This window comes from Shinella daejeonensis (assembly GCF_024281235.1).
GTDB classification, from domain to species: domain Bacteria; phylum Pseudomonadota; class Alphaproteobacteria; order Rhizobiales; family Rhizobiaceae; genus Shinella; species Shinella daejeonensis.
In genome coordinates, this window is record NZ_JAHWXY010000002.1 from 282,207 (window position 1) to 302,352 (window position 20,146).

General features: G+C 66.3%; 17 protein-coding genes. 14 read left to right on the forward strand and 3 right to left on the reverse strand.

The features are described 5' to 3' along the window. Positions 1–5 precede the first annotated feature (5 nt). Genes KYK29_RS07910 through KYK29_RS07945 form a run of 8 tightly spaced genes read left to right on the forward strand, consistent with a single transcriptional unit; the run spans position 6 to position 9,497 of the window. Complete coding sequence (locus tag KYK29_RS07910; protein ID WP_254690345.1) at positions 6–2,072, forward strand: hydantoinase/oxoprolinase family protein; 2,067 nt, start codon at positions 6–8, stop codon at positions 2,070–2,072. After that, the gene (locus tag KYK29_RS07915) at positions 2,069–4,048 is read left to right on the forward strand and encodes a hydantoinase B/oxoprolinase family protein (RefSeq protein ID WP_254690346.1); all 1,980 of its coding nucleotides are present in this window, start codon (positions 2,069–2,071) and stop codon (positions 4,046–4,048) included. The genes KYK29_RS07910 and KYK29_RS07915 overlap by 4 nt, the downstream gene beginning before the upstream one ends. 51 nt (positions 4,049–4,099) lie before the next feature. Continuing rightward, positions 4,100–5,149 carry an extracellular solute-binding protein gene (locus KYK29_RS07920; RefSeq protein WP_254690347.1) on the forward strand — a complete coding sequence of 350 codons (1,050 nt, stop codon included), beginning with the start codon at positions 4,100–4,102 and terminating at the stop codon, positions 5,147–5,149. A 54-nt stretch (positions 5,150–5,203) separates the two neighbouring features. Further along, positions 5,204–6,049, forward strand: coding sequence for an ABC transporter permease (locus tag KYK29_RS07925; protein WP_254690348.1), 846 nt, complete (start codon positions 5,204–5,206; stop codon positions 6,047–6,049). Position 6,050: 1 nt separating this feature from the next. After that, positions 6,051–6,857 (forward strand): ABC transporter permease, encoded by an 807-nt coding sequence (locus tag KYK29_RS07930; RefSeq protein WP_254690349.1) that lies wholly within the window; start codon positions 6,051–6,053, stop codon positions 6,855–6,857. Then, on the forward strand, positions 6,854–7,504 hold the full coding sequence (locus tag KYK29_RS07935) for a VOC family protein (RefSeq protein ID WP_254690350.1): 651 nt from the start codon (positions 6,854–6,856) through the stop codon (positions 7,502–7,504). The genes KYK29_RS07930 and KYK29_RS07935 overlap by 4 nt, the downstream gene beginning before the upstream one ends. Further along, on the forward strand, positions 7,501–8,823 hold the full coding sequence (locus KYK29_RS07940) for an NAD(P)/FAD-dependent oxidoreductase (RefSeq protein WP_254690351.1): 1,323 nt from the start codon (positions 7,501–7,503) through the stop codon (positions 8,821–8,823). The genes KYK29_RS07935 and KYK29_RS07940 overlap by 4 nt, the downstream gene beginning before the upstream one ends. Beyond that, positions 8,820–9,497 (forward strand): DUF1028 domain-containing protein, encoded by a 678-nt coding sequence (locus KYK29_RS07945; RefSeq protein WP_254690352.1) that lies wholly within the window; start codon positions 8,820–8,822, stop codon positions 9,495–9,497. Before KYK29_RS07940 ends, KYK29_RS07945 begins: the two co-directional genes overlap by 4 nt. 90 nt (positions 9,498–9,587) lie before the next feature. On the opposite strand, the gene KYK29_RS07950 is transcribed toward KYK29_RS07945, so the two are convergent. Further along, positions 9,588–11,027, reverse strand: a complete 1,440-nt coding sequence (locus KYK29_RS07950) for an aminotransferase-like domain-containing protein (protein WP_254690353.1) — start codon at positions 11,025–11,027, stop codon at positions 9,588–9,590. 110 nt (positions 11,028–11,137) lie between these two features. Between KYK29_RS07950 and KYK29_RS07955 the strand changes: the two genes are divergently transcribed. Both KYK29_RS07955 and KYK29_RS07960 read left to right on the forward strand, forming a co-directional pair. Beyond that, positions 11,138–12,037 carry a DMT family transporter gene (locus tag KYK29_RS07955; RefSeq protein ID WP_254690354.1) on the forward strand — a complete coding sequence of 300 codons (900 nt, stop codon included), beginning with the start codon at positions 11,138–11,140 and terminating at the stop codon, positions 12,035–12,037. 160 nt (positions 12,038–12,197) lie between these two features. Then, positions 12,198–13,400: a GGDEF domain-containing protein gene (locus KYK29_RS07960; protein WP_254690355.1), complete on the forward strand. Its 1,203-nt coding sequence runs from the start codon at positions 12,198–12,200 to the stop codon at positions 13,398–13,400. Here KYK29_RS07960 and KYK29_RS07965 read toward each other — a convergent pair. Next, the gene (locus tag KYK29_RS07965; RefSeq protein ID WP_302795442.1) at positions 13,390–14,091 is read right to left on the reverse strand and encodes a GntR family transcriptional regulator; all 702 of its coding nucleotides are present in this window, start codon (positions 14,089–14,091) and stop codon (positions 13,390–13,392) included. The genes KYK29_RS07960 and KYK29_RS07965 overlap by 11 nt on opposite strands. Positions 14,092–14,185: 94 nt before the next feature. Here KYK29_RS07965 and KYK29_RS07970 point away from each other — a divergent pair, with 94 nt between their 5' ends. From KYK29_RS07970 to KYK29_RS07985, 4 genes are all read left to right on the forward strand, one after another. Beyond that, on the forward strand, positions 14,186–14,965 hold the full coding sequence (locus tag KYK29_RS07970; protein WP_254690356.1) for a LamB/YcsF family protein: 780 nt from the start codon (positions 14,186–14,188) through the stop codon (positions 14,963–14,965). Continuing rightward, positions 14,958–16,580, forward strand: a complete 1,623-nt coding sequence (locus KYK29_RS07975; protein WP_254690357.1) for a 5-oxoprolinase subunit B/C family protein — start codon at positions 14,958–14,960, stop codon at positions 16,578–16,580. The genes KYK29_RS07970 and KYK29_RS07975 overlap by 8 nt, the downstream gene beginning before the upstream one ends. Beyond that, a complete protein-coding gene (locus tag KYK29_RS07980; RefSeq protein ID WP_254690358.1) occupies positions 16,577–18,289 on the forward strand; it encodes an acetyl/propionyl/methylcrotonyl-CoA carboxylase subunit alpha in 1,713 nt (570 codons plus the stop codon). The genes KYK29_RS07975 and KYK29_RS07980 overlap by 4 nt, the downstream gene beginning before the upstream one ends. Before the next feature lie 73 nt (positions 18,290–18,362). After that, positions 18,363–19,223, forward strand: coding sequence for an urea carboxylase-associated family protein (locus KYK29_RS07985; RefSeq protein ID WP_254690359.1), 861 nt, complete (start codon positions 18,363–18,365; stop codon positions 19,221–19,223). A gap of 57 nt (positions 19,224–19,280) precedes the next feature. On the opposite strand, the gene KYK29_RS07990 is transcribed toward KYK29_RS07985, so the two are convergent. Next, complete coding sequence (locus KYK29_RS07990; protein WP_254690360.1) at positions 19,281–20,072, reverse strand: helix-turn-helix domain-containing protein; 792 nt, start codon at positions 20,070–20,072, stop codon at positions 19,281–19,283. Between the last annotated feature and the right edge of the window lie 74 nt (positions 20,073–20,146).

The window sequence follows — 20,146 nt, forward strand, 5'->3', positions numbered from 1 at the left end:
GGAACATGACGATCATGCAAAAAGGCGGCGCACGCATCGGCATCGATGTCGGCGGAACATTCACGGATTTCGTTCTTTCCGATCCGCGCGACGATAGCCTTGCCTATTACAAGGAACCCTCCACGCCGGACGATCCGTCGCGCGCACTGATCGAAGGGCTGAGATCGCTGCTGGACAAGACCGGGCTTGCCGCCGGCGACGTCGCGACGATCATGCACGGCACGACCATCGGGCTCAATGCGATCATCCAGCGTCGGGGCGCGACCATCGCGCTGATCGTCACCAGGGGCTACCGCGACATCCTGGAAATCGCGAGAAGCCGCATGCCTTCCTCCTTCGATTTCCACGCCAGCAAGGAAGCGCCGCTGGTGCCGCGCTACCGGATCGTCGAAATCGACGCCCGCCTTTCGGCGGACGGCAGGACGACGCTCGAACCGGATGCGGCGGAACTCGACCGCGTGGCAAGCGAACTGAGGGCGCTGAAGGTGGACGCCGCGGCGCTGGTGCTGATCAACGGCTATACCGATCCCGCCGTGGAGACGGCGCTCGCCGCACGCCTTTCGGAAAAGACGGATGGTCTTTCCATCTCTTCCGCCGCTGCGATATGGCCGGAAATCCGCGAATATGAACGCACGCTGGTCGCCTGCCTGAACGCCTATATCCAGCCGCTGATGCAGCATTATTTCACCGGATTGAAGCACGGTCTGGAACGGGACGGCGTCACCGCGCCGATCCTCATCACCGCCTCCAACGGCGGTTCGCTCAGTCTTTCCTCTGCCGCCGAACGGCCGGTGGAGACGATCCTGTCCGGCCCCGCTTCCGGCGTGATGGCCGCCGCCCGGCTGGCCGCCGAGGCCGGCGTCACCTCCATCATCACCTTCGACATGGGCGGCACCTCCTCCGATATCGCCGTTGCCCATGCGGGCGAGGCCGAGCTTGCCACCCGGACCGATATCGGCGGCCTTCCGCTGGTGCTGCCGGTGGTCGACGTGTCGGCCATCGGCGCCGGCGGCGGTTCGGTCGTCTGGGTGGACGATCATGACGTCCTGCATGTCGGGCCGCGCAGCGCCGGCGCCATGCCCGGTCCGGTGTCCTACGGCCGCGGCGGCACGGAGCCCGCCGTCACCGATTGCTATCTGGCGCTCGGCTATATCGACCCCGCCGGCTTCCTGGGCGGACGGATGCAGCTCGACAGGGACGCCGCCGAGACGGCGCTTGCCGATATCGGCGCACGCATCGGCCTTGGCGGGGCGGATGCGGCAGCCCGCACGGCCGAAGGCGCGCTCGCCGTCACCACGGCCGGCATGGCCACCGAACTCTACAAGACGCTGGCCGCGCGCGGCCTCGATCCGGCGACCTTCGCCCTCGTGCCCTTCGGCGGGGCCGGCCCGACCCACGCCAACCTTCTGGCGGAAGAAGTCGGGATCGGCCGGGTGGTCATCCCGCCCGCCGCCGGTACCTTCTGCGCCCTTGGCGGGGCGGCCGCCGATCTCCGGCGCGATTTCGTGCGCAGCCTTCGCCGGCCGCTCGACGAAAAAAGCGCCGCTCTCCTGCAGGAGATTTTCACCGAGCTTGCCGCCGAAGGCAGCACCTGGCTCGACCGGGAAGGCGGCAATACCACAGGTCGGCGCATCGAACGCGGCGTCGATATGCGCTATGCCGGTCAGGCCTACGAATTGCGCGTCGCCCTGCCCGAGCATACTGTGAGCGTGGAAGCGATAGCCGAAGCCTTCCATCGCGAACATGAACGGATCTATGGCTTCCGCGACACGCAGACCGCCGTCGAACTCGGCACGGCCCGTCTCGCCATGGTGGGAGAAACGACGAAACTCGCCCGGCAAAGGATTGCCGGGGGCTCCGGCAGCCCCGTCCCCCGGGGCGTTCGGGCGCTGTTTCGCAAGGGCGGATGGCTGGAAGCCGCCGTCTTCGGCCGCGAGGCGCTGGGTGCAGGGGACGTGATCTCCGGCCCCGCCATCATCGAGCAGGACGATACGACCACCATCCTGCTGCCCGGCTGGTGCGCGCGGGTCGATATCGCCGGCAACCTGCATCTGGAAAGAACCGCAACATGAAGCTCGACTCCGTCACCCTCGCCATTCTCGGCAACAAGCTGGCTGCCGTCAGCGAGGAGATGTGCCTGACGCTCCAGCGCACGGGGCGAACGCTCTATGTCAAGGAAACCGCCGATTTCGCCTGCGCGCTCGCCGGGCTCGACGGCCGCTTCTTCGCCTATCCGCGTTCGATCGGAGTCTCCGGCTTCGTGGGGCTGGAATGCCTGCCGGCGATCGAGGCCGTCGGCCCGCTGGAGCCCGGCGACGTGATCCTCACCAACGATCCCTACCGGTCCGAAGGGCTTTCGACCCATCTGCCGGACCTTCACATGATCGAACCCTACTTCCACGAGGGCCGGATCGTCGCCTACGGCTGGTGCTTCGTGCATTGCTCGGATGTCGGCGGGCGGGTGCCCTCGAGCATCTCGCCGGTCAATACGGAAATCTTCCAGGAGGGATTGCGCATTCCTCCCGTCAAGCTGATGAAGCGCGGCGAGATGGTGCCCGAGGTTCGCCTGTTCCTCGACGCCAACAGCCGCACGCCCGACGCCAATATGGGCGATATCCGCGCCATGCTCGCCGCCCTTTCCGCCGGCCGCCGGCGGCTGGAGCAGACCATCGCCCAGCATGGTGCCGAAACCGTCGCCGCGGCGGCGACCGATCTGGTCACCTATGCCGCCGAAAAGGCCCGCGCGGTCCTGAGGCGGGTGCCGGAGGGCCGTTATTCCTTCTCCGACTATCTCGACGACGACGCGGCCACCCATCTGCCGGTGCGCATCGCGCTGGCCGCGACGTTCAGCGACGGCACGGTGCATCTCGATTTCACCGGCACGGATCCGCAGGTCGCGACCGCGATGAACATTCCCTCGCGCGGGCGGCCGCATGCCTGGCTGACGCTGCGGGTGCTCGCTCTCGTCAACACGCTCGATCCCACGACGCCGCTCAACGCCGGACTGCTCGACCCGGTGCGGATCACCGCGCCCGAAGGCAGCCTCGTCAACCCGCAGGAGCCGGCAGCGACCGGCGTGCGGCACGCCGCCGCGATCCGCGTCAACGACGTGCTCAACGGCGCCTTCGGCAAGGCCCTGCCCGAAGTCATGCCGGCGGCCGCATCGGGCACGGTCATTCCCGTCGTCATGGCGGAACCGGACGGCAGAGGCGGCCGCCGCGTACAGGTCGTCGAGCCGATGATCGGCGGCACCGGCGCACGTTTCGGCCACGACGGCGTCGACGGGCGCGACAGCGGCATCTCCAATCTCGCCAACAATCCGGTCGAGACCGTGGAGGCCGAACTCGGGGTCGAAATCCTCACCTATGCGCTGCGGCCGGATTCCGGCGGAGCCGGCCGCTGGCGCGGCGGCTGCGGCATGGAACTGACCTTCCGCGTGCTGACGGACGATACCAACGTCCTCGGACGGGGAATGGAACGCCTCGTCTTCCGGCCCTGGGGCGCAAACGGCGGCAAGCCCGGCGCGACGGCCGAACTGACGGTCAATCGCGGCCGGCCGGACGAACGCCGTCTCGGCAAGATCGACGTGCTGACGGTCAATGCCGGCGACACGGTCACCTTTCTCACACCCGGCGCGGGCGGATGGGGCGATCCGGCCACCCGCGATCCGGAAGCGGTGCGCCGGGACGTCGAGAACGGCTTCGTCACGCCCAGAGGCGCGCTCGACGATTACGGCGTGGTCATCGCCAATGGCGAGATCGACCCGGACGCCACACGCCGGCAGCGCGCGACCATCGTCGCAAGCAACGCCGATACCGCACAGGGGCCGGAACGCACCCGCTGGGACAGCGTCTTCTCCGCACCGGAGATGGACCGGCTGAACAGGGCGCTCGTCGGCATGCCGGGCGCGATACGCCAGCGCCGGCGGCGCGAGATCCTCGATATGGTCCTGGCCCCGCTGCCGGAACACTTTCCACGCGTGGAAGCCAGCGAAGAGGCCGTGACGCTGGCGCGACGCAAACTCGGCGAAGCCATAGCTCAACTCTAGCATAGCGGATTGCAGTACGGCCGTAACGAACCCGGATTGATGGAGACCCCGATGACGACAATCAAGAGACGTACCTTCCTCAGCGGCGGCGCAGCCCTTGGCGCCGGGCTGATGGCCGGCCTGCCGCTGCACGCAGCGCGGGCGCAGGCCCGCGAAATCACCGTCACCGCTTTCGGCGGTGTCTGGGAAGAAGCGGTGCGCACCTGCTTCGTCGCCCCGTTCGAGGCCAGAACGGGCGCCAAGGCGAGCGTTTCGCTCGGCGGCCCGCCGCAATGGCTGGCACAGGTGGAAGCCGCACCGGACAACCCGCCGGTCGACGTGCTGATCATGACGCCGGACCTCGCGCTGACGGCGGCCAAGGCCGGCCTCGTCGACGACTTCACCGTGGACAAACTGCCGAACCTCGCCAAGATCCCGCAGGAGCTGACCGACAGCGTGCTCGCCAAGGGAACGCTCTTCGACTATGGCGTCGGCGGCATCAGCTTCAACAAGGACCGTGTGAAGAACCCGCCGAAATCCTTCGCCGAATTCGTGGATCGCGTCGCCGATGGCGAATTCATCGCCTCGGTTCCCTCGATCAGCTACGCGGTGACGCCGATCATGCTGATCTGGGCGATGGCCCAGGCGCTCGGCGGCAGCGTCAACGACGTCGATCCCTTCTTCAAGGCAATGGACCGGATGAAGGACAATCTCGTCTTCTGGTCCAGCCCGAACGATTTCTTCAATCACCTTTCCTCGGGCGAAGCGGAACTCGGCATCTATTTCGACGGACGCACCTGGAATCATTACGACAGCGGCGCGACCTGGATCGACTTCCTCAATCCGCAGGAAGGCGGCGCGCTCAACGGCGTCGCGGTGCAGAAGCCGAAGAACGCCAACCCGCTTGCCTGGGACTATATCAACGAAGTCCTCGACGCGGACAATCAGACCCGCTTCGCCGAGATCATGAACTACGGCGTCACCAATACCGACGTCGTCTATAGCGAACGGCTGAAGCCGCGCATTACCCCGTGGCAGGAAACCCGTTTCCCCCCTTACGAGGAAATCGCCGCCGTCCGCAACGAATGGGTCGACCGCTGGAATCGCGAGATCGGCCGCTGACAGGCGCTGCGGCCGCCTTTCGGCGGCCGCCATTGACAGGACAGGATACCCCTCATGCAGATGCAGGCACCGATCGCTGCAAAGGCACGCAGACCATGGCTGCTGATCGTGCCGGCATTGCTGTTTCTCATCGTCTTCTTCGTCCTGCCGCTCGTCGACAACGGCCTGCGCAGCGTCGCAGGCGACGCGGGAGAATGGACCGGCGCACGCTATGTCACGCTGTTGACCGACAGTTTCTATCTCCGGGTCACGTTCGAAACCGTCCTCCTGTCCGCCGGCGTCACGCTGATCTGCGTCATCATCGGCTATCCGGTCGCCTATTTCCTGGTGCGCAAGGCCGGGCGCTGGGCGGGCGTCGTCGTCTTCCTGCTGATCGCCCCGCTGCTCACCTCGATCATCATGCGCACCTTCGGCTGGCAGGTGCTGTTTGCCCGCCGTGGGCTGGTCAACAACCTGCTCGTCGACCAGCTCGGGGTGATTTCCTCACCGCTGCGCCTCACCAACTCGCCGGAGATCGCCGTGGCGGCGCTGGTTCACGTTCTCGTGCCCTTCATGGTGCTGGCGATCGCCACGGTGCTGCAATCCGTCGACCGCAGACTGGAGGAATCCGCCAAGATCCTCGGCGCGGGGCGCTGGCGCGCCTTCTGGGAGGTGACGCTGCCGCTTTCCATGGACGGTATCGGCACGGGGGCCATCCTCGTCTTCATGATCGCCAACGGCAGCTTCGTCACGCTGGTCCTGCTCGGCGGCGGCATCCAGACGCTGCCACTCCTGATCTACCAGCAGTTCAACACCACGCGCGATTTCGGCATGGCGAGCGCCATGAGCACGATCCTGCTGGTGATCGCCGTCTTCTGCCTTTTCCTTCAATTGCGCCTCGTGCGCCGGCAGGGAGCGTGACATGAGCGTCTTTTCCCGCGACTGGATCAACACCGCCCTCGCCGCCTTCGTCGTCCTGTTCTTCGTCTTCATGCTCGCGCCGATCCTCGTGGTGATCGTGGTGTCCTTCACCTCGGCGGGCTATGTCGCCTTTCCGATTCCCGGCTGGTCGCTGAAATGGTTCGCCAATATCTTCGCCTACCGGCCGTTCATCGATGCGATGATCGTCAGCATCGAGGTAGCGGTCGGAGCGACCGTGCTGTCCTGCCTCGTCGGCGTGCCGGCCTGCCTCTATCTGGCGCGCTCGCGCGCGGCCTGGGCCAATACGGTGATGACCTTCCTGCTCTCGCCGCTTTCCATGCCGATGATCGTCATCGGCTTCGCCTCGCTGTTCTTCCTGTCGCGGATCGGCATCGGCATTTCCTTCACTGCGCTGATCGTCACCCATATGGTCGTCTGCCTGCCCTATGTCATCCGCACCGTCGCGGGCGTCTATGCCGGCCTTCCCACGTCCTATGAAGAGTCGGCCGCCATCCTCGGGGCAAACCCCGCCCGGGTGTTCTGGCACGTCACGCTGCCGCTCATCCGGCCCGGCATCATCGCCGGCTCGCTGTTTTCGTTCCTGACGTCCTTCGACAACCTGCCGATCAGCTATTTCTTCGCCAGCGCCAGCACCAATACGCTGCCGGTGGTGATGCTGAGTTATCTCGAACACCAGTTCGACCCGACCATCGCCGCCCTCAGCACGCTTCAATTGCTGATGGCGATCATCGCACTTCTCGTCGTCGATCGTATCTACGGCATCGACAAGATGACGGTGGCGGGATGACCCTTCACCTGCCTCTCGATCACGCCATTCTCGCCGTCAGGGATCTTGAAGCCGCCGGCGCGGCCTTCGCAGCCGCCGGCTTCGTCGTGACGCCCGAAACCCGCCACAGCGCCGCCATGGGCACGGCGAACCGCTGCGTCATGCTTCATGGCAGCTATATCGAGCTTCTCGCGATCGTCGAGGAAACCCCGGCCAACGCGCCCTGGCGCGCGCTGCTGGCAGCCGGCCCCCGGCTGGCCGGCCTGGCTCTTGCCAGCGACGACATCGCCGCAAGCGCCGCCAGTCTGTCCGCCGCCGGCATCCGTGCGCAGGCGACGCGGCATTTCGAGCGCGCGACCGATCATGGCAACCTGCGCTTTTCCATCATCCGCATCGAGCCCGAGGAAACGCCGGGTCTGCAATGCCTCTTCTGCCAGCATCACACGCGCGATCTTGTCTGGCTGCCGGACTTGCTCGACCACCCCAACGGCGCGACGACGCTTGACGCGATCGCTCTGCCGCAGGCCGACAGCCTCCGACACCTTGCCGGCAGCGGAAAAGTTGCCATTCTTTCCGGTCCCGCGCGGCTGACGATCACCGGACGACAGGCAGCCGTCCACGATCTGACGCAGCTTTGCGGCGTGACCGTCGAGGTCCGCACGCCATGACGAGCTGGCCTGTCGACCCGCCTTCGTCGCTCTGGCGGCTCCTGTCGCGCGAAGTCTTCTCGGCCCCGGCGCTCCGACAGGAGATCCGGGCGGATATCGTCGTGGTGGGCGGCGGCATCGCCGGCCTCGCCACGGCCGTCGAACTGCGCGACCGCGGTCACGACGTCGTCGTGCTGGAGGCGGCACACATCGGCCACGGCGCTTCCGGACGCGCCAACGGACAGGTGATTTCCGCGCTGACACGTCATGGACCGGATGCGTTGCGCGCCCTCTGGCCCGGCAAAAGGGGGGATCGCTTCATTGCGCTGGTGGCCGGATCGGCAGACCGGCTCTATGGGTTGATCGAGCGCTATGCCATCGATTGCGACGCGAGGCGCAACGGCTGGCTCCAGCCGGCCCATACCGAAGGCCGCGCCCGGCGCGTGGCGGCGCTTGCCGCGCAATGGGCCGAGGCGGGCGCGCCTGCCGCCGCCGTCGACGCCGCCACGATGAGCGCCCGGGTCGGTACGGATGCCTATTGCGGCGGCTGGGAGCACCGGGGCGGCGGCCATATCAATCCCTATGCCTTCACCCTCGGTCTCGCACGCGGCGCTGCGGCCGACGGCGTGCGGATCTTCGAAACGAGCCCCGCCCTTCGCCTGACCCGCCAGGGCGATCTCTGGCAGGTGGAAACGCCGGCCGGCCGCGTGCTTGCCGGCAAGGTCGCGCTGGCGACGGCCGCCCATAGCGGCGATCTCTGGCCGGACTTCCGCCGCTCCCTCGTTCCCGTCACCTCCTATCAGGCGGCGACCCCGCCGCTCGGCGCATTTGCCGATACGATCCTTCCCGGCGACGAGGCGGCATCCGACACACGCATGGACCTGCGCTACTTCCGCAAGGACCGCGAAGGCCGGCTCGTTTCCGGCGGTGCGCTGGCGCTGCAATTGGCCGCGCATCGGCGTGTTTCCACCCTGGTCGCCGGCCGGCTCGCGAAGATCTTTCCCGGCCTGCCGCGCCGGCCGATGGGGCATGTCTGGAGCGGCCGTATCGCCATGACGACCGACCGCCTGCCGCATCTGCACCGCCGCGCCGATGGTCTCGTGGCCTGGGCGGGCTGCAACGGCCGCGGTCTGGCGCTGGCCTGCGCCATGGCCGACGTCATGGCCGATGCGCTCGAGGGGGTGCCGGACGAGGCGCTGGCGCTGCGCCCGTCACCCCCCTCCCCTCTTCCCCTCCACGGGCTTGTCGCCCGTTGCGCGCGGCTGATCCTGCCGTGGTATCGCTGGAAGGATGCGCGCGAAATCCCGTTCCCACCCGAAACCATGAAGCGGACACCATGACCTTCTCCCTTTCGGCCTATGATCGCCAGACCGGCGCATTCGGCATCGCACTCGCCAGTTCCAGCATTGCGGTCGGCAACCGGTGCTCCTGGGCCCGCGCCGGCGTCGGCGTCATCGCCACCCAACACCGGACCGATATCCGTTGCGGGCCCCTCGGGCTCGATTTGCTGGCGCAGGGCTTTTCGGCGCAGGAGACCGTGAGCCTTCTTGCGCAAAGCAGCGAGCACCCCGATCTCCGGCAATTTTCCGCCGTCGACCGGGAAGGGCGCACCGCTCTCTTCAACGGCCCGAAGATCGAATCCATCGCCACCGGCCATCAGGGCGACGCCTGCGTCTCCATCGGCAATTTCCTGGCCGATCCGCGCGTCACGGAAGCCATGGTAAAGGGCTACGAAGGATCGCCGGACGGGACCTTCGCCGGACGCTTGCTCGACGCGCTTGACGCGGGCGTCGAGGCGGGCGGGGAAACCCAGCCCGCCATGGCCGCCGCCCTGCTGATCGTCGACCGCCACGCCTGGCCGCTGGTGGACCTGCGCGTCGATTTCGAGCTGCATCCCGCACAACGGTTGCGCGGCCTCTGGAAAGCCTATGAACCGATCGTCGATCGCTTCGTCACGCAGGTTCTCGACCCGGCCGCCCTGAAGCCGCTGATAAATTCGGCATTGCAGGTTTAAAGCAAATCCGGTGAAATCCGGGATTTCTTTAGTATATCGTTTTTACCGCATTATCCGGCGCCGAAGCGAGATCGCTTCGGCTGGAAATCCTCAACGGCCATTGCGCATGGCTGACGGGGTAACTGCGGGCAGGCTTTCCCTCAGCGCGGCGACGACGGCCTCCAGATCACTCTTTTGCGCACATTGGGCAACATTGAAACGCAGGAATCCCTTCGCCGTCTGGGAAAGGCTGAAGGCATTGCCGGGAGCAAGAACGACGCCGCGCCGCAGGCAATCCTGCGCCAGTTCGGCGGCATCGGCCTCGCCCGGAAGCCGGCACCACAGGAACATGCCGGCCGCCGGCCGCACCCAGGGCTCGATGCCGAGCGGCGCCAGCGCGGCGGCAACGCTCTGGCGGGCCTCGGCAAGCCTGCGCCGCACCATATCCATATGCTTGCGATAGGCGCCGTCGGTCAGCGCCGCCGCAAGGATCGCAGCCGACAGCCGGCCGCTCCCGAAACTGGTGGCGATCTTGAGATCGGTCAGGTTTTCGATCCAGTCGGGACGGGCAGCGATATAGCCGCAGCGCAGCGAGGCCGAAAGCGTCTTGGAAAAACTGCCGATGGCGATCACCCGGGACAGCCCGTCGAAGGCCGCCAGACGCGGCGCGGGCGTCTCCTCGAAATCGGCGAAAATATCGTCTTCGACGATGATCAGCCCCGCCTCTTCGGCAAGCTTCAGCAGCCGATGGGCAACCACCGGGGACAGCATCGCTCCGGTCGGATTATGGATCGCCGCATTCGTGATATACAGTCTCGGGGCATGTTCGCGCAGCGCAGCGCCGAAAGCTTCCAGATCCGGCCCCGCGGGCGTGAAGGGCACGCCCACCGCCTTTGCCCGATGCGCCTTCAAAAGGGCGTGGAAATTGAAGTAGCAGGGATCGTCGACGAGCACCCGGTCGCCGGGCTCCAGCAGCAGGCGGCATACGAGATCGATCGCATGCGTTCCCGATTCCGCAAGCAGCACCTGCCCCGGCGCCGCCTCGACGCCGTGGGCGGAAAGCCGCCGCGCCAGAATCTCACGCAGCGACCGAAGGCCGAGCGGCGAGGCATAGTCGACGAGATCGGCGCTCTCCGCCCGCGCCGCCGCCCGCAACGCCTTGCGGATCCCGGATTCGAACATCCAGTCCGCCGGGAGCCAGCCGCAACCGGGCATCAGCGTTCCGCTGTCGGCTTCAAGCGCCTGACGTGAAATCCACAGCGGGTCGATGGCGCGCTCCCGGCGCGGCGCCACCTCGGCAAGCGCGAGCGGCGCCGGCGTGCCGGAAACGAAAAAGCCCGCGCCCGGGCGGGAGCGGATCGCCCCCTCCGCCACCAGCCTTTCGTAAGCCTCGACCACGGTGGAGACCGAAACGCCCATCGCCTTCGCCTGCACCCGCACAGACGGCAGACGACTTCCGGCGACGAGGTGACGGCCGCCAATGCGCATGCGGACGCTTTCCATCACCTGTTCAATCCGCGTCTGCGGGTTCTGCCCGGTCCCGTCTCGCATTCCGTACTGCCCTTAATACCATAACAGTTCTTTCAAACTGTACTTCATCGTATATGGAAGCGCCAGTCCATGTCCGGCATAGTCCGCACCCGTATCAAGGAGACGGACCGATGGACGAAAAGACGCGAGGCTGGATCAACGGCTTTATCGGCATGACGATTTTTGCAGGCTCCCTTCCTGCGACACGCCTGGCCGTGGGCGGTTTCGATCCCGTCTTCCTGACCGCCGCCCGTGGTGGGCTTGCGGGACTTTGCGCCCTTGCGCTTCTGGCGTTGTTTCGCCAGAAGAAGCCGCAGCGCGCGGAAATCGGGCCGCTCGTGGTGGTGGCGCTGGGCGTGGTCGTCGGTTTTCCCCTGCTGACCGCCTTGGCGCTGCAATATGTCTCGTCGGCGCATTCCCTCGTCTTCATCGGCCTGCTGCCGCTTTCGACGGCGATTTTCGCCGTATGGCGCGCCGGAGAGCGTCCGCAGCCCGCCTTCTGGCTGTTTTCCGGCCTGGGCAGCGCGCTGGTCGTCGGCTTCGCCTTTTCGCAAGGGGTTTCCATCACCCCGGCCGGCGATCTGTTGATGCTTGGGGCCATTATCGTCTGCGGCCTCGGCTACGCGGAGGGTGCACGGCTTTCCCGGCGGCTGGGCGGCTGGCAGGTCGTCTGCTGGGCTCTGGCGCTATCCCTGCCGCTGATGCTGGCATTGGCGCTTCTTTCCTGGCCCGCAAGCTTCGGCGCAATCGCTCCCCCCGCCTGGGCCGGCCTCGTCTATGTCACCCTGTTCAGCATGCTGATCGGCTTCTTCTTCTGGTATCGGGGACTGGCGCAGGGCGGAATAGCAGCGGTGGGACAGCTCCAGCTGTTGCAACCCTTCTTCGGCCTGCTGCTGGCCGCCTGGCTGCTCGGGGAGACCGTGACTGCCGCCATGCTCGCCACCAGCGCCGGCGTCGTGGTCTGTGTCTTTGCCGCGCGCCGCTTTGCCGGCCGTGCGCCGGCGGAGCAGCGCGCAAACGCATCGTCATGACGATGAGCGGAAATCCCCGGACACGCGAAGCGCCCGCCGTCCGGCATCGCCCCCTCCCCCGGCCGCAATGCCGTCCTGCCACGATCACGATAGAGCTTTAGGTTACGTTCAGACTTTTGTGCCACCAACGGGGTATTCCAGACACGGGAGTACCATAATCATGGAATCGGTGACGTTGGCGGATGTGGAGCGCCAGATCGCCGGCGGCTTCCGCCTCCTGCGTTTCACGCCAGCCATCGAAGCGCTTTTCACCCGAGACTATGCGGCACACCGGGTCGGCCTGACACCCATCTGGGCGCTGGTCGGAACCCTGATCTACGATCTGGCCCACTTCGGCGACATATCGATGATGGCCGATGTCTCGCAACGGCTTTTTCTGGCGCGGTTTGCTGTTTTCACTCCCTTCGCCCTGTTCACGGTGATCGCCCTCCGGCTATGGCCTTCGGCACGCAATTACGATTTGCTCGCCATCGCCATCGGAACGCTTGGCGCCCTCCTGCCGATGGCCGTCGGAGCAGGCAGCGCCAGCCCCTATTTCTTCGCCTATCAGACAGGCAGCGTCGCTACCTTCCTGTTTTTCGTGGTCGCGCTGCGCCCGCGTTTTCCCGCCGTTCTCGTCGGCCTTTTCATGCTTTGCACCATCCAGTTCGCAACGACCGGGCTGAGCGGAGCGTTCGACCCCGTTACCTATGCCGGCATCGTGACGTTCTATCTGACGCTGACGGTCTTTCTCGGCATGAGCGCCTATTTCGCCGAGCACAAGGAACGGCTGAACTTCATCCATCAGCTCCGCGGCTGCCTGTTACAGGCCGAACTTCAACGCCAGTCGGAACGGGACGAACTGACCGGATTGCTCAACCGCCGTTCGCTGGCGCGCATTCACGACCGGATCTGGCGGGAAAGCGGGCGCGATACGCAAGCCGCCGTGATCCTGCTCGACATCGATCATTTCAAGCGCTTCAACGACATCCACGGGCATATCGAGGGTGACGAGTGCATTCGCGCGGTCAGCCGCTGCATCTCTCGCGCGGTCGGCTCGAAGGGGCACACATTCCGCTACGGTGGCGAGGAAATCCTCATCCTTCTGCCGGGGACGCAGGCCGAGGCGGCGGTCGCGATGGCGCAGGCCATCCGCGCCGCAATCGAGATCCTCGCCATTCCCCACCACGGGCTGGAGGGCAGCGGCCATGTCACCGCAAGCCTCGGCGTGGCAAGCGGCAGGCCTTCGGCCACATCCTTCGCGCAATTGCTCGCAGACGCCGACGTGGCGCTCTACGAAGCCAAACGGCAGGGTAGGAACAGGGTGCGCCGCCACGCCACGCCCGAAAGCCCGGCCCCGGCAATCGCCGGGATCAGCTCTTGAGGCGCTGCAAGGCCGCCAGAATCGACCGTTCCGACTTCAGAAGATAGCCGTCCAGTTCATCCGCCGCCGCCGCCAGTCTGCCCTGTTCCAGCAGGTCGACGAGAACCCCGTTCGTCTCGATATAGGGCGTATGCAGAACTGCCGTTTCCCGGATGCGTCCAAAAACGAGCCGCAACTCGGCAAGCAGGAGGCCGAAAGCCGCACTGAGACGCGGACTGTCGCAGAGTTCCACCATCGCGCGGTGAAACTCCATATTGAGCGTCCCGACGGCACGCCAATCACCGTCAGCCGCCTGTTCCTTTGCCCTTTGCGCCAGCTCTTTCATCCGTACGAGCGCCGGATGCCCGGGAATCGCCGCCTGCACCGCTCCCTGCTGGATCACCCGGCGCATGCGGTAGATATCGACGACCGCCGCCGCGCCGGGGGCGGCGACGAAGACGCCGCGATTGGGATAATGCACCAGCAGACCCTGACTGGTCAGAAGCCGGAAAACCTCGCGCAGCGTGTTGCGCGAAATACCGAACTGCGCCGCGACCTGCTGTTCCAGGAGCTTTTCGCCGGGACCGAAATCTCCGGCGATCAGCATTTCACGGACGCGGTCGCAAATCACGTCGGCCAGCGGCTGCCCGTTTGCCGGCGGGAAGTCACCGACAATTCCGCCAACCTGCGCCTCGTCGCCTGCGGGTGTCATCTCAAAACTTTCTGCTCAGCGATATTGTTGAACAATCATGAATGGTATATTGAACAATACGAAGGCTTTTTTCAATGCGTAACGGGAGGTTTTCATGGCCAGCATCGATCTCAACAGCGATCTCGGCGAAAGCTTCGGCCCCTGGCCGATGGGGGACGACGTGTCGATGCTGTCGATCGTCACCAGCGCCAACATCGCCTGCGGCTTCCACGCCGGCGATCCGGCTGGAATCCTTTCCGTCCTGAAGGAGGCCGGGCGACGACACGTCTCTGTCGGCGCGCATGTCGGCTACCGCGACCTCGTCGGCTTCGGCCGGCGCAACATGGATCCTTCCAGCGCCGAACTCGTCGGCGATACGATCTATCAGATCGGCGCCCTGCAAGGGCTGGCGAAAGCCGCAGGAACCCGGGTCCGCTACGTCAAACCGCATGGCGCGCTCTATAACACCATAGCCCATGACGCCCGCCAGGCAGCCGATGTGATCGAGGGCATCAAGGCGGTCGATCCCACGCTGATCCTCATGGCGCTTGCCGGCGCGCCCATCGTGGCGCAGGCGCGCGCGGCCGGCCTGACCGTTGTCTGCGAGGCTTTCGCCGACCGGGCCTACAATGCGGACGGCAGCCTCGTCAGCCGCCGCCTTGACGGTTCCGTCATCCACGACCCGCAGGCCATCGCGGCGCGCATGTTGCGCCTTGTCACCGAGGGTCGGATCACCGCCGTCGACGGGACGGATATCGCCCTCGAAGCCCAGTCCATCTGCATCCATGGCGATACACCGACAGCCGTCGCCATCGCCCGCACGCTGCACGAGACCCTTTCGCAACAGGGCGTCGGATTGCAATCCTTCGCAGATACGCTGGCTGCCCATGGCTGAGCCCCTGCGCTTCCTGCCGGCTGGCAGCGATGCCTTCCTCGTCGAACTGGCGGGTCTGGAGGCAACGCTGACCTTGCTCGACGTTCTCCTTGCGGCCCGGCCGGAAGGCATCCGCGAACTGGTGCCCGCCGCCCGCACGGTGATGGTCCGGTTCGATCCGCTCGTCACCACCCGCGCGCGGCTGACGGAGCATATCCGGGCCGTCGACCTTTCCCGCCGCAGTTCACGGCAGGGCGAGACGTTCGATATTCCGGTCATCTATGACGGCGAGGACCTTGCCGACGTCGCCGAAATCCTCGGCTGCACGGTCGAAGAGGTGATCCGCCGCCATACCGCGGCAACCTTCACCGTCGCATTCACCGGTTTCGCGCCGGGCTTCGCCTATATGTCCTGCGACGATCCGGGGCTTGTCGTTCCCCGCCGCAAGAGCCCGCGCGTACGTATCCCCGCAGGTTCCGTGGCGCTCGGCGGCGCGTTCTGCGGCATCTATCCTTCCGACAGTCCCGGCGGCTGGCAATTGCTCGGCCGCACGCCGCTCAGAATGTGGGATACCGGCCGTCCCCGCCCGTCGCTCCTCGCTCCGGGAGATCGCGTGCGCTTCCGGACCACGGAGACGGGCGACAGCGTGGTCATCGATACCTCAAAACGACCGTCGACCGACCCGGCCGGCATCGCGGCGCCGACCGGGGGGCTTCGCGTCACCCGTGCGGATCGTCCCGCGCTCTTTCAGGATCCGGGCCGCCCCGGTCGCGCCGACCAGGGGGTTTCCGAATCCGGCGCGCTCGATCGTTCCAGCCTTGCCGAAGCCAACCTGTGCGTCGGCAATCCTCGCGATACGGCGGCCATCGAGATCGCCTTCGGCGGTTTCTCCTTCGTCACGGACCGCCCGGTGACACTGGCCGTAGCCGGTGCGCCGTGCCCGCTCGTCATCCGCACGGCGGACGGCCGCGCCCTCACCGCGCCCTTCTGCCGGCCGTTCGCCCTAGATGCCGGCGACAGGCTGACGATCGAACCCCCATCCCGGGGGATGCGCAGCTATCTGGCGCTGCGCGGCGGCTTTGCCGTCGATCCGGTGCTCGGCTCCGCCGCCACCGACACGCTGGCCAAAGTCGGCCCCGCGCCGATTCTGGCCGGTGACCGGCTCGTTCCGGCGCAAGGGCCTGTCGTCGCCGTCGATCCGTTCCGCCCCGCCCCGGCATCCCTGCCGCGCGCCGGAGAAACGGTGACGCTCGACATCGTGCTCGGCCCCCGCACGGACTGGTTCACGCAGAAAGGCCTCGCCACCCTCACGGCGCAGGACTGGGAAGTGACAGCGGAGACGAGCCGCGTGGGCATGCGCCTTGCCGGCACCGAACCGCTCGAACGAAACGATACGGCGGAACTTCCTTCGGAAGGAACGGCGCTTGGAGCCATCCAGGTGCCGCATAGCGGCCAGCCGGTGCTCTTCCTCGCCGACCATCCGCTGACCGGCGGCTACCCGGTCATCGGCGTCGTCGCCCGCCATCATCTCGACCTTGCCGGCCAGATTCCGATCGGTGCGCATATCCGCTTCCGGGTCATCGCTCCCTTCGATCCCCTTGTCACCGAAACCGCCTCCAGGAACACCGAACGATGAAAAAGCTGCTCATTGCCAATCGGGGTGAAATCGCCGTGCGCATCGCCCGCGCCGCCCGCGACTACGGTATCGCCTCGGTGGCGATCTACTCGGACGCCGACACGCATTCGCTGCATGCCGAATTCGCCGACGAGGCCTATGGTCTCGGCCCGGGGCGGCCTGCCGATACCTATCTCGACATCCAGAAGATCCTTGGCATCGCCCGGCGCGCCGGCGCCGACGCCGTCCATCCGGGCTATGGCTTCCTGTCGGAACGCGCGGAATTCGCGCAGGCCGTCATCGATGCCGGGCTCATCTGGGTCGGTCCCCGGCCGGACGTGATCACGGCGCTCGGCGACAAGGTCGAGGCACGGCGCATCGCCGAGAAGGTCGGCGCGCCGCTGGTGACAGGATCGGACGGCCCGCTCGCCTCGGCGGCGGAAGCCGTCGCCTTCGCGAAATCCGCCGGCCTGCCGCTCGCCATCAAGGCGGCTTTCGGCGGCGGCGGCCGCGGCATGAAGATCGCGCGGAAACTGGAGGAGGTCGGCGAGCTTTTCGATTCCGCCGTGCGGGAGGCCAAGGAGGCTTTCGGCCGCGGCGAATGCTACGCCGAACAGTTCCTCGACAAGCCGCGCCATATCGAGGCGCAGATCGTCGCGGACAATCACGGCAACACGGTCGTCCTCGGGACGCGCGACTGCTCGCTCCAGCGCCGCAACCAGAAACTCGTCGAGGAAGCTCCCGCACCCTTCCTCTCGCCGGAACAGCGCGACCGCATTCATGACGCCGCCCGCGCCATCTGCGTGGAGGCCGGCTACACCGGCGCCGGCACGGTGGAATTCCTCCTGTCCGGCGATGGCGTCATCTCGTTCCTCGAGGTCAATACCCGTCTCCAGGTCGAGCATCCGGTCACGGAAGAAACGACGGGCATCGATATCGTCATCGAGCAATTGCGCATCGCGGACGGCCTGCCGCTTTCCGTCACCGCAACACCCGAACCCGTCGGCCATGCCTTCGAATTCCGCATCAATGCGGAGGATCCCGGCCGCGGCTTCCTGCCCACCCCCGGCCTGATCACCCGCTTCCGCGCACCGTCCGGCCCCGGCGTGCGTCTCGACGCCGGTGTCGAGACCGGATCGGAAATTCCCGGCCTCTACGATTCCATGATGGCGAAGCTGATCGTCACCGGGGCAACGCGGGAAGAAGCACTGATCCGGGCTCGCCGCGCACTTGCCGAATTTCGGATCGAGGGGGTTGCCTCGGTCCTGCCTTTCCACCGCGCCGTGGTGGCGGAGCCCGCGTTCACCGGCGAGGACGGCTTTCGTATTTCCACCAACTGGATCGAAACGGAATTCCAGGGCGTAGAGCCCTCCGCGCGGATCGAGCCGGCCGAAAGCGGATTGTTGCGCAGCTTCATCGAGATCGACGGCAAGCGCCACGCGCTCGGCTTGCCCGCCGCCCTTTTCTCCGGCCTCGCCGCGCCGCAAGGCGCCCCGTCCGCCCCGGCCGCCGCCGCAAGCGAGGGCGCGGTGATCGCCCCCGTTCCCGGCACGTTGCAGCAATGGCTGGTGGAAGACGGCGCGACGGTCAAGGAAGATGACACCGTCGCCCTCATCGAGGCGATGAAAATGGAAAGCCGGATCCTCGCGCCGAAGGCGGGCCGCATCCGCATCAGGACCGAGGCCGGAAAGGCCGTCACACTCGGCGCGGAGCTTGCGATCATCGAATGAGCGCCCTCCTTCGCACTCGCCCGGCAGACGATACGCCCCGCGTGGCGACCACCGAACACATGGAGAAAGAGACATGAAGCCACAACCCATCACCCGCGCCCCGCAGGACGCCGCCGCCCGCAAGGCGATCGCGCCGATCGTCTGCTACCCGGTCGAAACTCTGCCGCGTCCCGACCTTGCCGCCTATCGCGCACTGCGCGACGATCTCGAACTGATCGAAACCGTCGTCGTTCCGCCGCGCGAAGCCGCGACCTGGACGGTTCCGGCCGGCCACTTCTGCCGCATCCTTTGCAGCGAAGGCCCGCAGGTCGGCGACCTCAACCTGTTCAACGCCAACGATCTCGACGAAAAGTTCTACAGCGGCAAGACCCGGGCGCTGAACGGCACCCATGTCGGCCTCGGCGACCAGCTCTTTTCGAGCTTCCCTTATCTCCGCCCCATCGCCACCATCACCCACGACACGCTGGACTGGTACGGCTTCGACGAATTCGGAGGATCGGTGCACGACGTTATCGGCACCCGTTGCGATCCCTATACGAACAACCTCTTGAGCCATGGCGGCCAATACCACCACTGCTGCCATTCCAACCTCACGCGCGCCTTCGCCGAAAAGACCGGAAAGCCCCTGCATGAGGCGGAAACCTATATTCACGATGTGCTGAACGTCTTCATGTGCACCGGCTTCACCCGCGATACGGGACAGTATTTCATGAAGGCCAGCCCGGTCCGTCCGGGCGACTATCTGGAGTTCTTCGCCGAGATCGATCTGCTCGGCTGCATGTCCGCATGCCCGGGCGGCGATTGCTCGTCGGAGCATTCCTCCGATACCGCCGCCTGCCATCCCATGGTGGTCGAGATCTACAAGCCCGCGCGGCTGCCCGAAGGCTGGACCCCGCCGGCGCTCAACGGCTACGATCGCACCCACGGCCTTTGACGGCCCTCTGCCGGGCGGCCCCGCCCGCCCGGCGGACATCGCAGACCGGCCGGGACCCTAAAGCCGCAAGGTGACAGGCTCCACCTCGGTCAGGAAGGAGGCGACCACCGAGGGGAGGGTCGCCGAAGTCGGTTCCACGATGCCGCAGCCGGCCAGAAGCGCGCGCTTGTCGGTCTCCTTCCCGCGATAGCGCCAGATGGTGCGGGCGGCATAGGGCAGGTTGTCGTTCCGCCAGGAAAGGCCCATCGTCACGCCACGAAGGTAGTGACGCTGGTGCAGCGCGAAGGGCGCAAGGATCGTCTGGCCGAATGTCGGCTCCTCCCCCCGGCTCAATTCGGTGATGAAAATGCGCTGGCGGCGGAAGGCCGCAAGCCCGACATAGCGTGATCGCTGCCGGATACCGCTGCCCCTGTCTTCGATCCGCTCCAGCGACCCGGACAGGATCTGGCCGTTCTTCTCCCGCATGTGAGAACAGGAGCAGACGATCCGGCCCGGCCAGGACAGGGATACATGCCAGGTCTGGTAGAAGCCGAGGTACGGGCGCAGCGCCTGGAGGTCTCCGGGGAAGGCCGTGGAAAGAGGTCCCCTCCCGCGCTCCGGCTCGGGCTCGACCCCGTTTTCGAACTTGTGCCGGAAGGCGGGCGGCGGCAGGTCGAAATCAGCCGGATCGAGACCGAAAATCGACGCGATCCTCAGCCGGTTATGGGCCGAAGGATGCGCGCCGGCGTTGATGTAGCGGTTGAATTGCTGCCGGTTGATGCCGATCGACCGGCATAGCTCAGAAATCGACGGCCGCGTGCTACAGGCGAAGCGCAGATTGTCGCTATAATAGGGAGAAGGTTTACGCATGGCGTCTAGCGTAAACCAGCATAAAACAGCGTCAAGAAGCGAAATTGCATCCTTCCGCCAGCGCTTCAATATCA

Excerpts from the sequence above, each read along its gene's own strand:
- KYK29_RS07910 (WP_254690345.1), top strand. The coding sequence starts at position 6 with ATGACGATCATGCAAAAAGGCGGCGCACGCATCGGCATCGATGTCGGC.
- KYK29_RS07915 (WP_254690346.1), top strand. The coding sequence starts at position 2,069 with ATGAAGCTCGACTCCGTCACCCTCGCCATTCTCGGCAACAAGCTGGCT.
- KYK29_RS07920 (WP_254690347.1), top strand. The coding sequence starts at position 4,100 with ATGACGACAATCAAGAGACGTACCTTCCTCAGCGGCGGCGCAGCCCTT.
- KYK29_RS07925 (WP_254690348.1), top strand. The coding sequence starts at position 5,204 with ATGCAGATGCAGGCACCGATCGCTGCAAAGGCACGCAGACCATGGCTG.
- KYK29_RS07930 (WP_254690349.1), top strand. The coding sequence starts at position 6,051 with ATGAGCGTCTTTTCCCGCGACTGGATCAACACCGCCCTCGCCGCCTTC.
- KYK29_RS07935 (WP_254690350.1), top strand. The coding sequence starts at position 6,854 with ATGACCCTTCACCTGCCTCTCGATCACGCCATTCTCGCCGTCAGGGAT.
- KYK29_RS07940 (WP_254690351.1), top strand. The coding sequence starts at position 7,501 with ATGACGAGCTGGCCTGTCGACCCGCCTTCGTCGCTCTGGCGGCTCCTG.
- KYK29_RS07945 (WP_254690352.1), top strand. The coding sequence starts at position 8,820 with ATGACCTTCTCCCTTTCGGCCTATGATCGCCAGACCGGCGCATTCGGC.
- KYK29_RS07950 (WP_254690353.1), bottom strand. The coding sequence starts at position 11,027 with ATGCGAGACGGGACCGGGCAGAACCCGCAGACGCGGATTGAACAGGTG.
- KYK29_RS07955 (WP_254690354.1), top strand. The coding sequence starts at position 11,138 with ATGGACGAAAAGACGCGAGGCTGGATCAACGGCTTTATCGGCATGACG.
- KYK29_RS07960 (WP_254690355.1), top strand. The coding sequence starts at position 12,198 with ATGGAATCGGTGACGTTGGCGGATGTGGAGCGCCAGATCGCCGGCGGC.
- KYK29_RS07965 (WP_302795442.1), bottom strand. The coding sequence starts at position 14,091 with ATGACACCCGCAGGCGACGAGGCGCAGGTTGGCGGAATTGTCGGTGAC.
- KYK29_RS07970 (WP_254690356.1), top strand. The coding sequence starts at position 14,186 with ATGGCCAGCATCGATCTCAACAGCGATCTCGGCGAAAGCTTCGGCCCC.
- KYK29_RS07975 (WP_254690357.1), top strand. The coding sequence starts at position 14,958 with ATGGCTGAGCCCCTGCGCTTCCTGCCGGCTGGCAGCGATGCCTTCCTC.
- KYK29_RS07980 (WP_254690358.1), top strand. The coding sequence starts at position 16,577 with ATGAAAAAGCTGCTCATTGCCAATCGGGGTGAAATCGCCGTGCGCATC.
- KYK29_RS07985 (WP_254690359.1), top strand. The coding sequence starts at position 18,363 with ATGAAGCCACAACCCATCACCCGCGCCCCGCAGGACGCCGCCGCCCGC.
- KYK29_RS07990 (WP_254690360.1), bottom strand. The coding sequence starts at position 20,072 with ATGCGTAAACCTTCTCCCTATTATAGCGACAATCTGCGCTTCGCCTGT.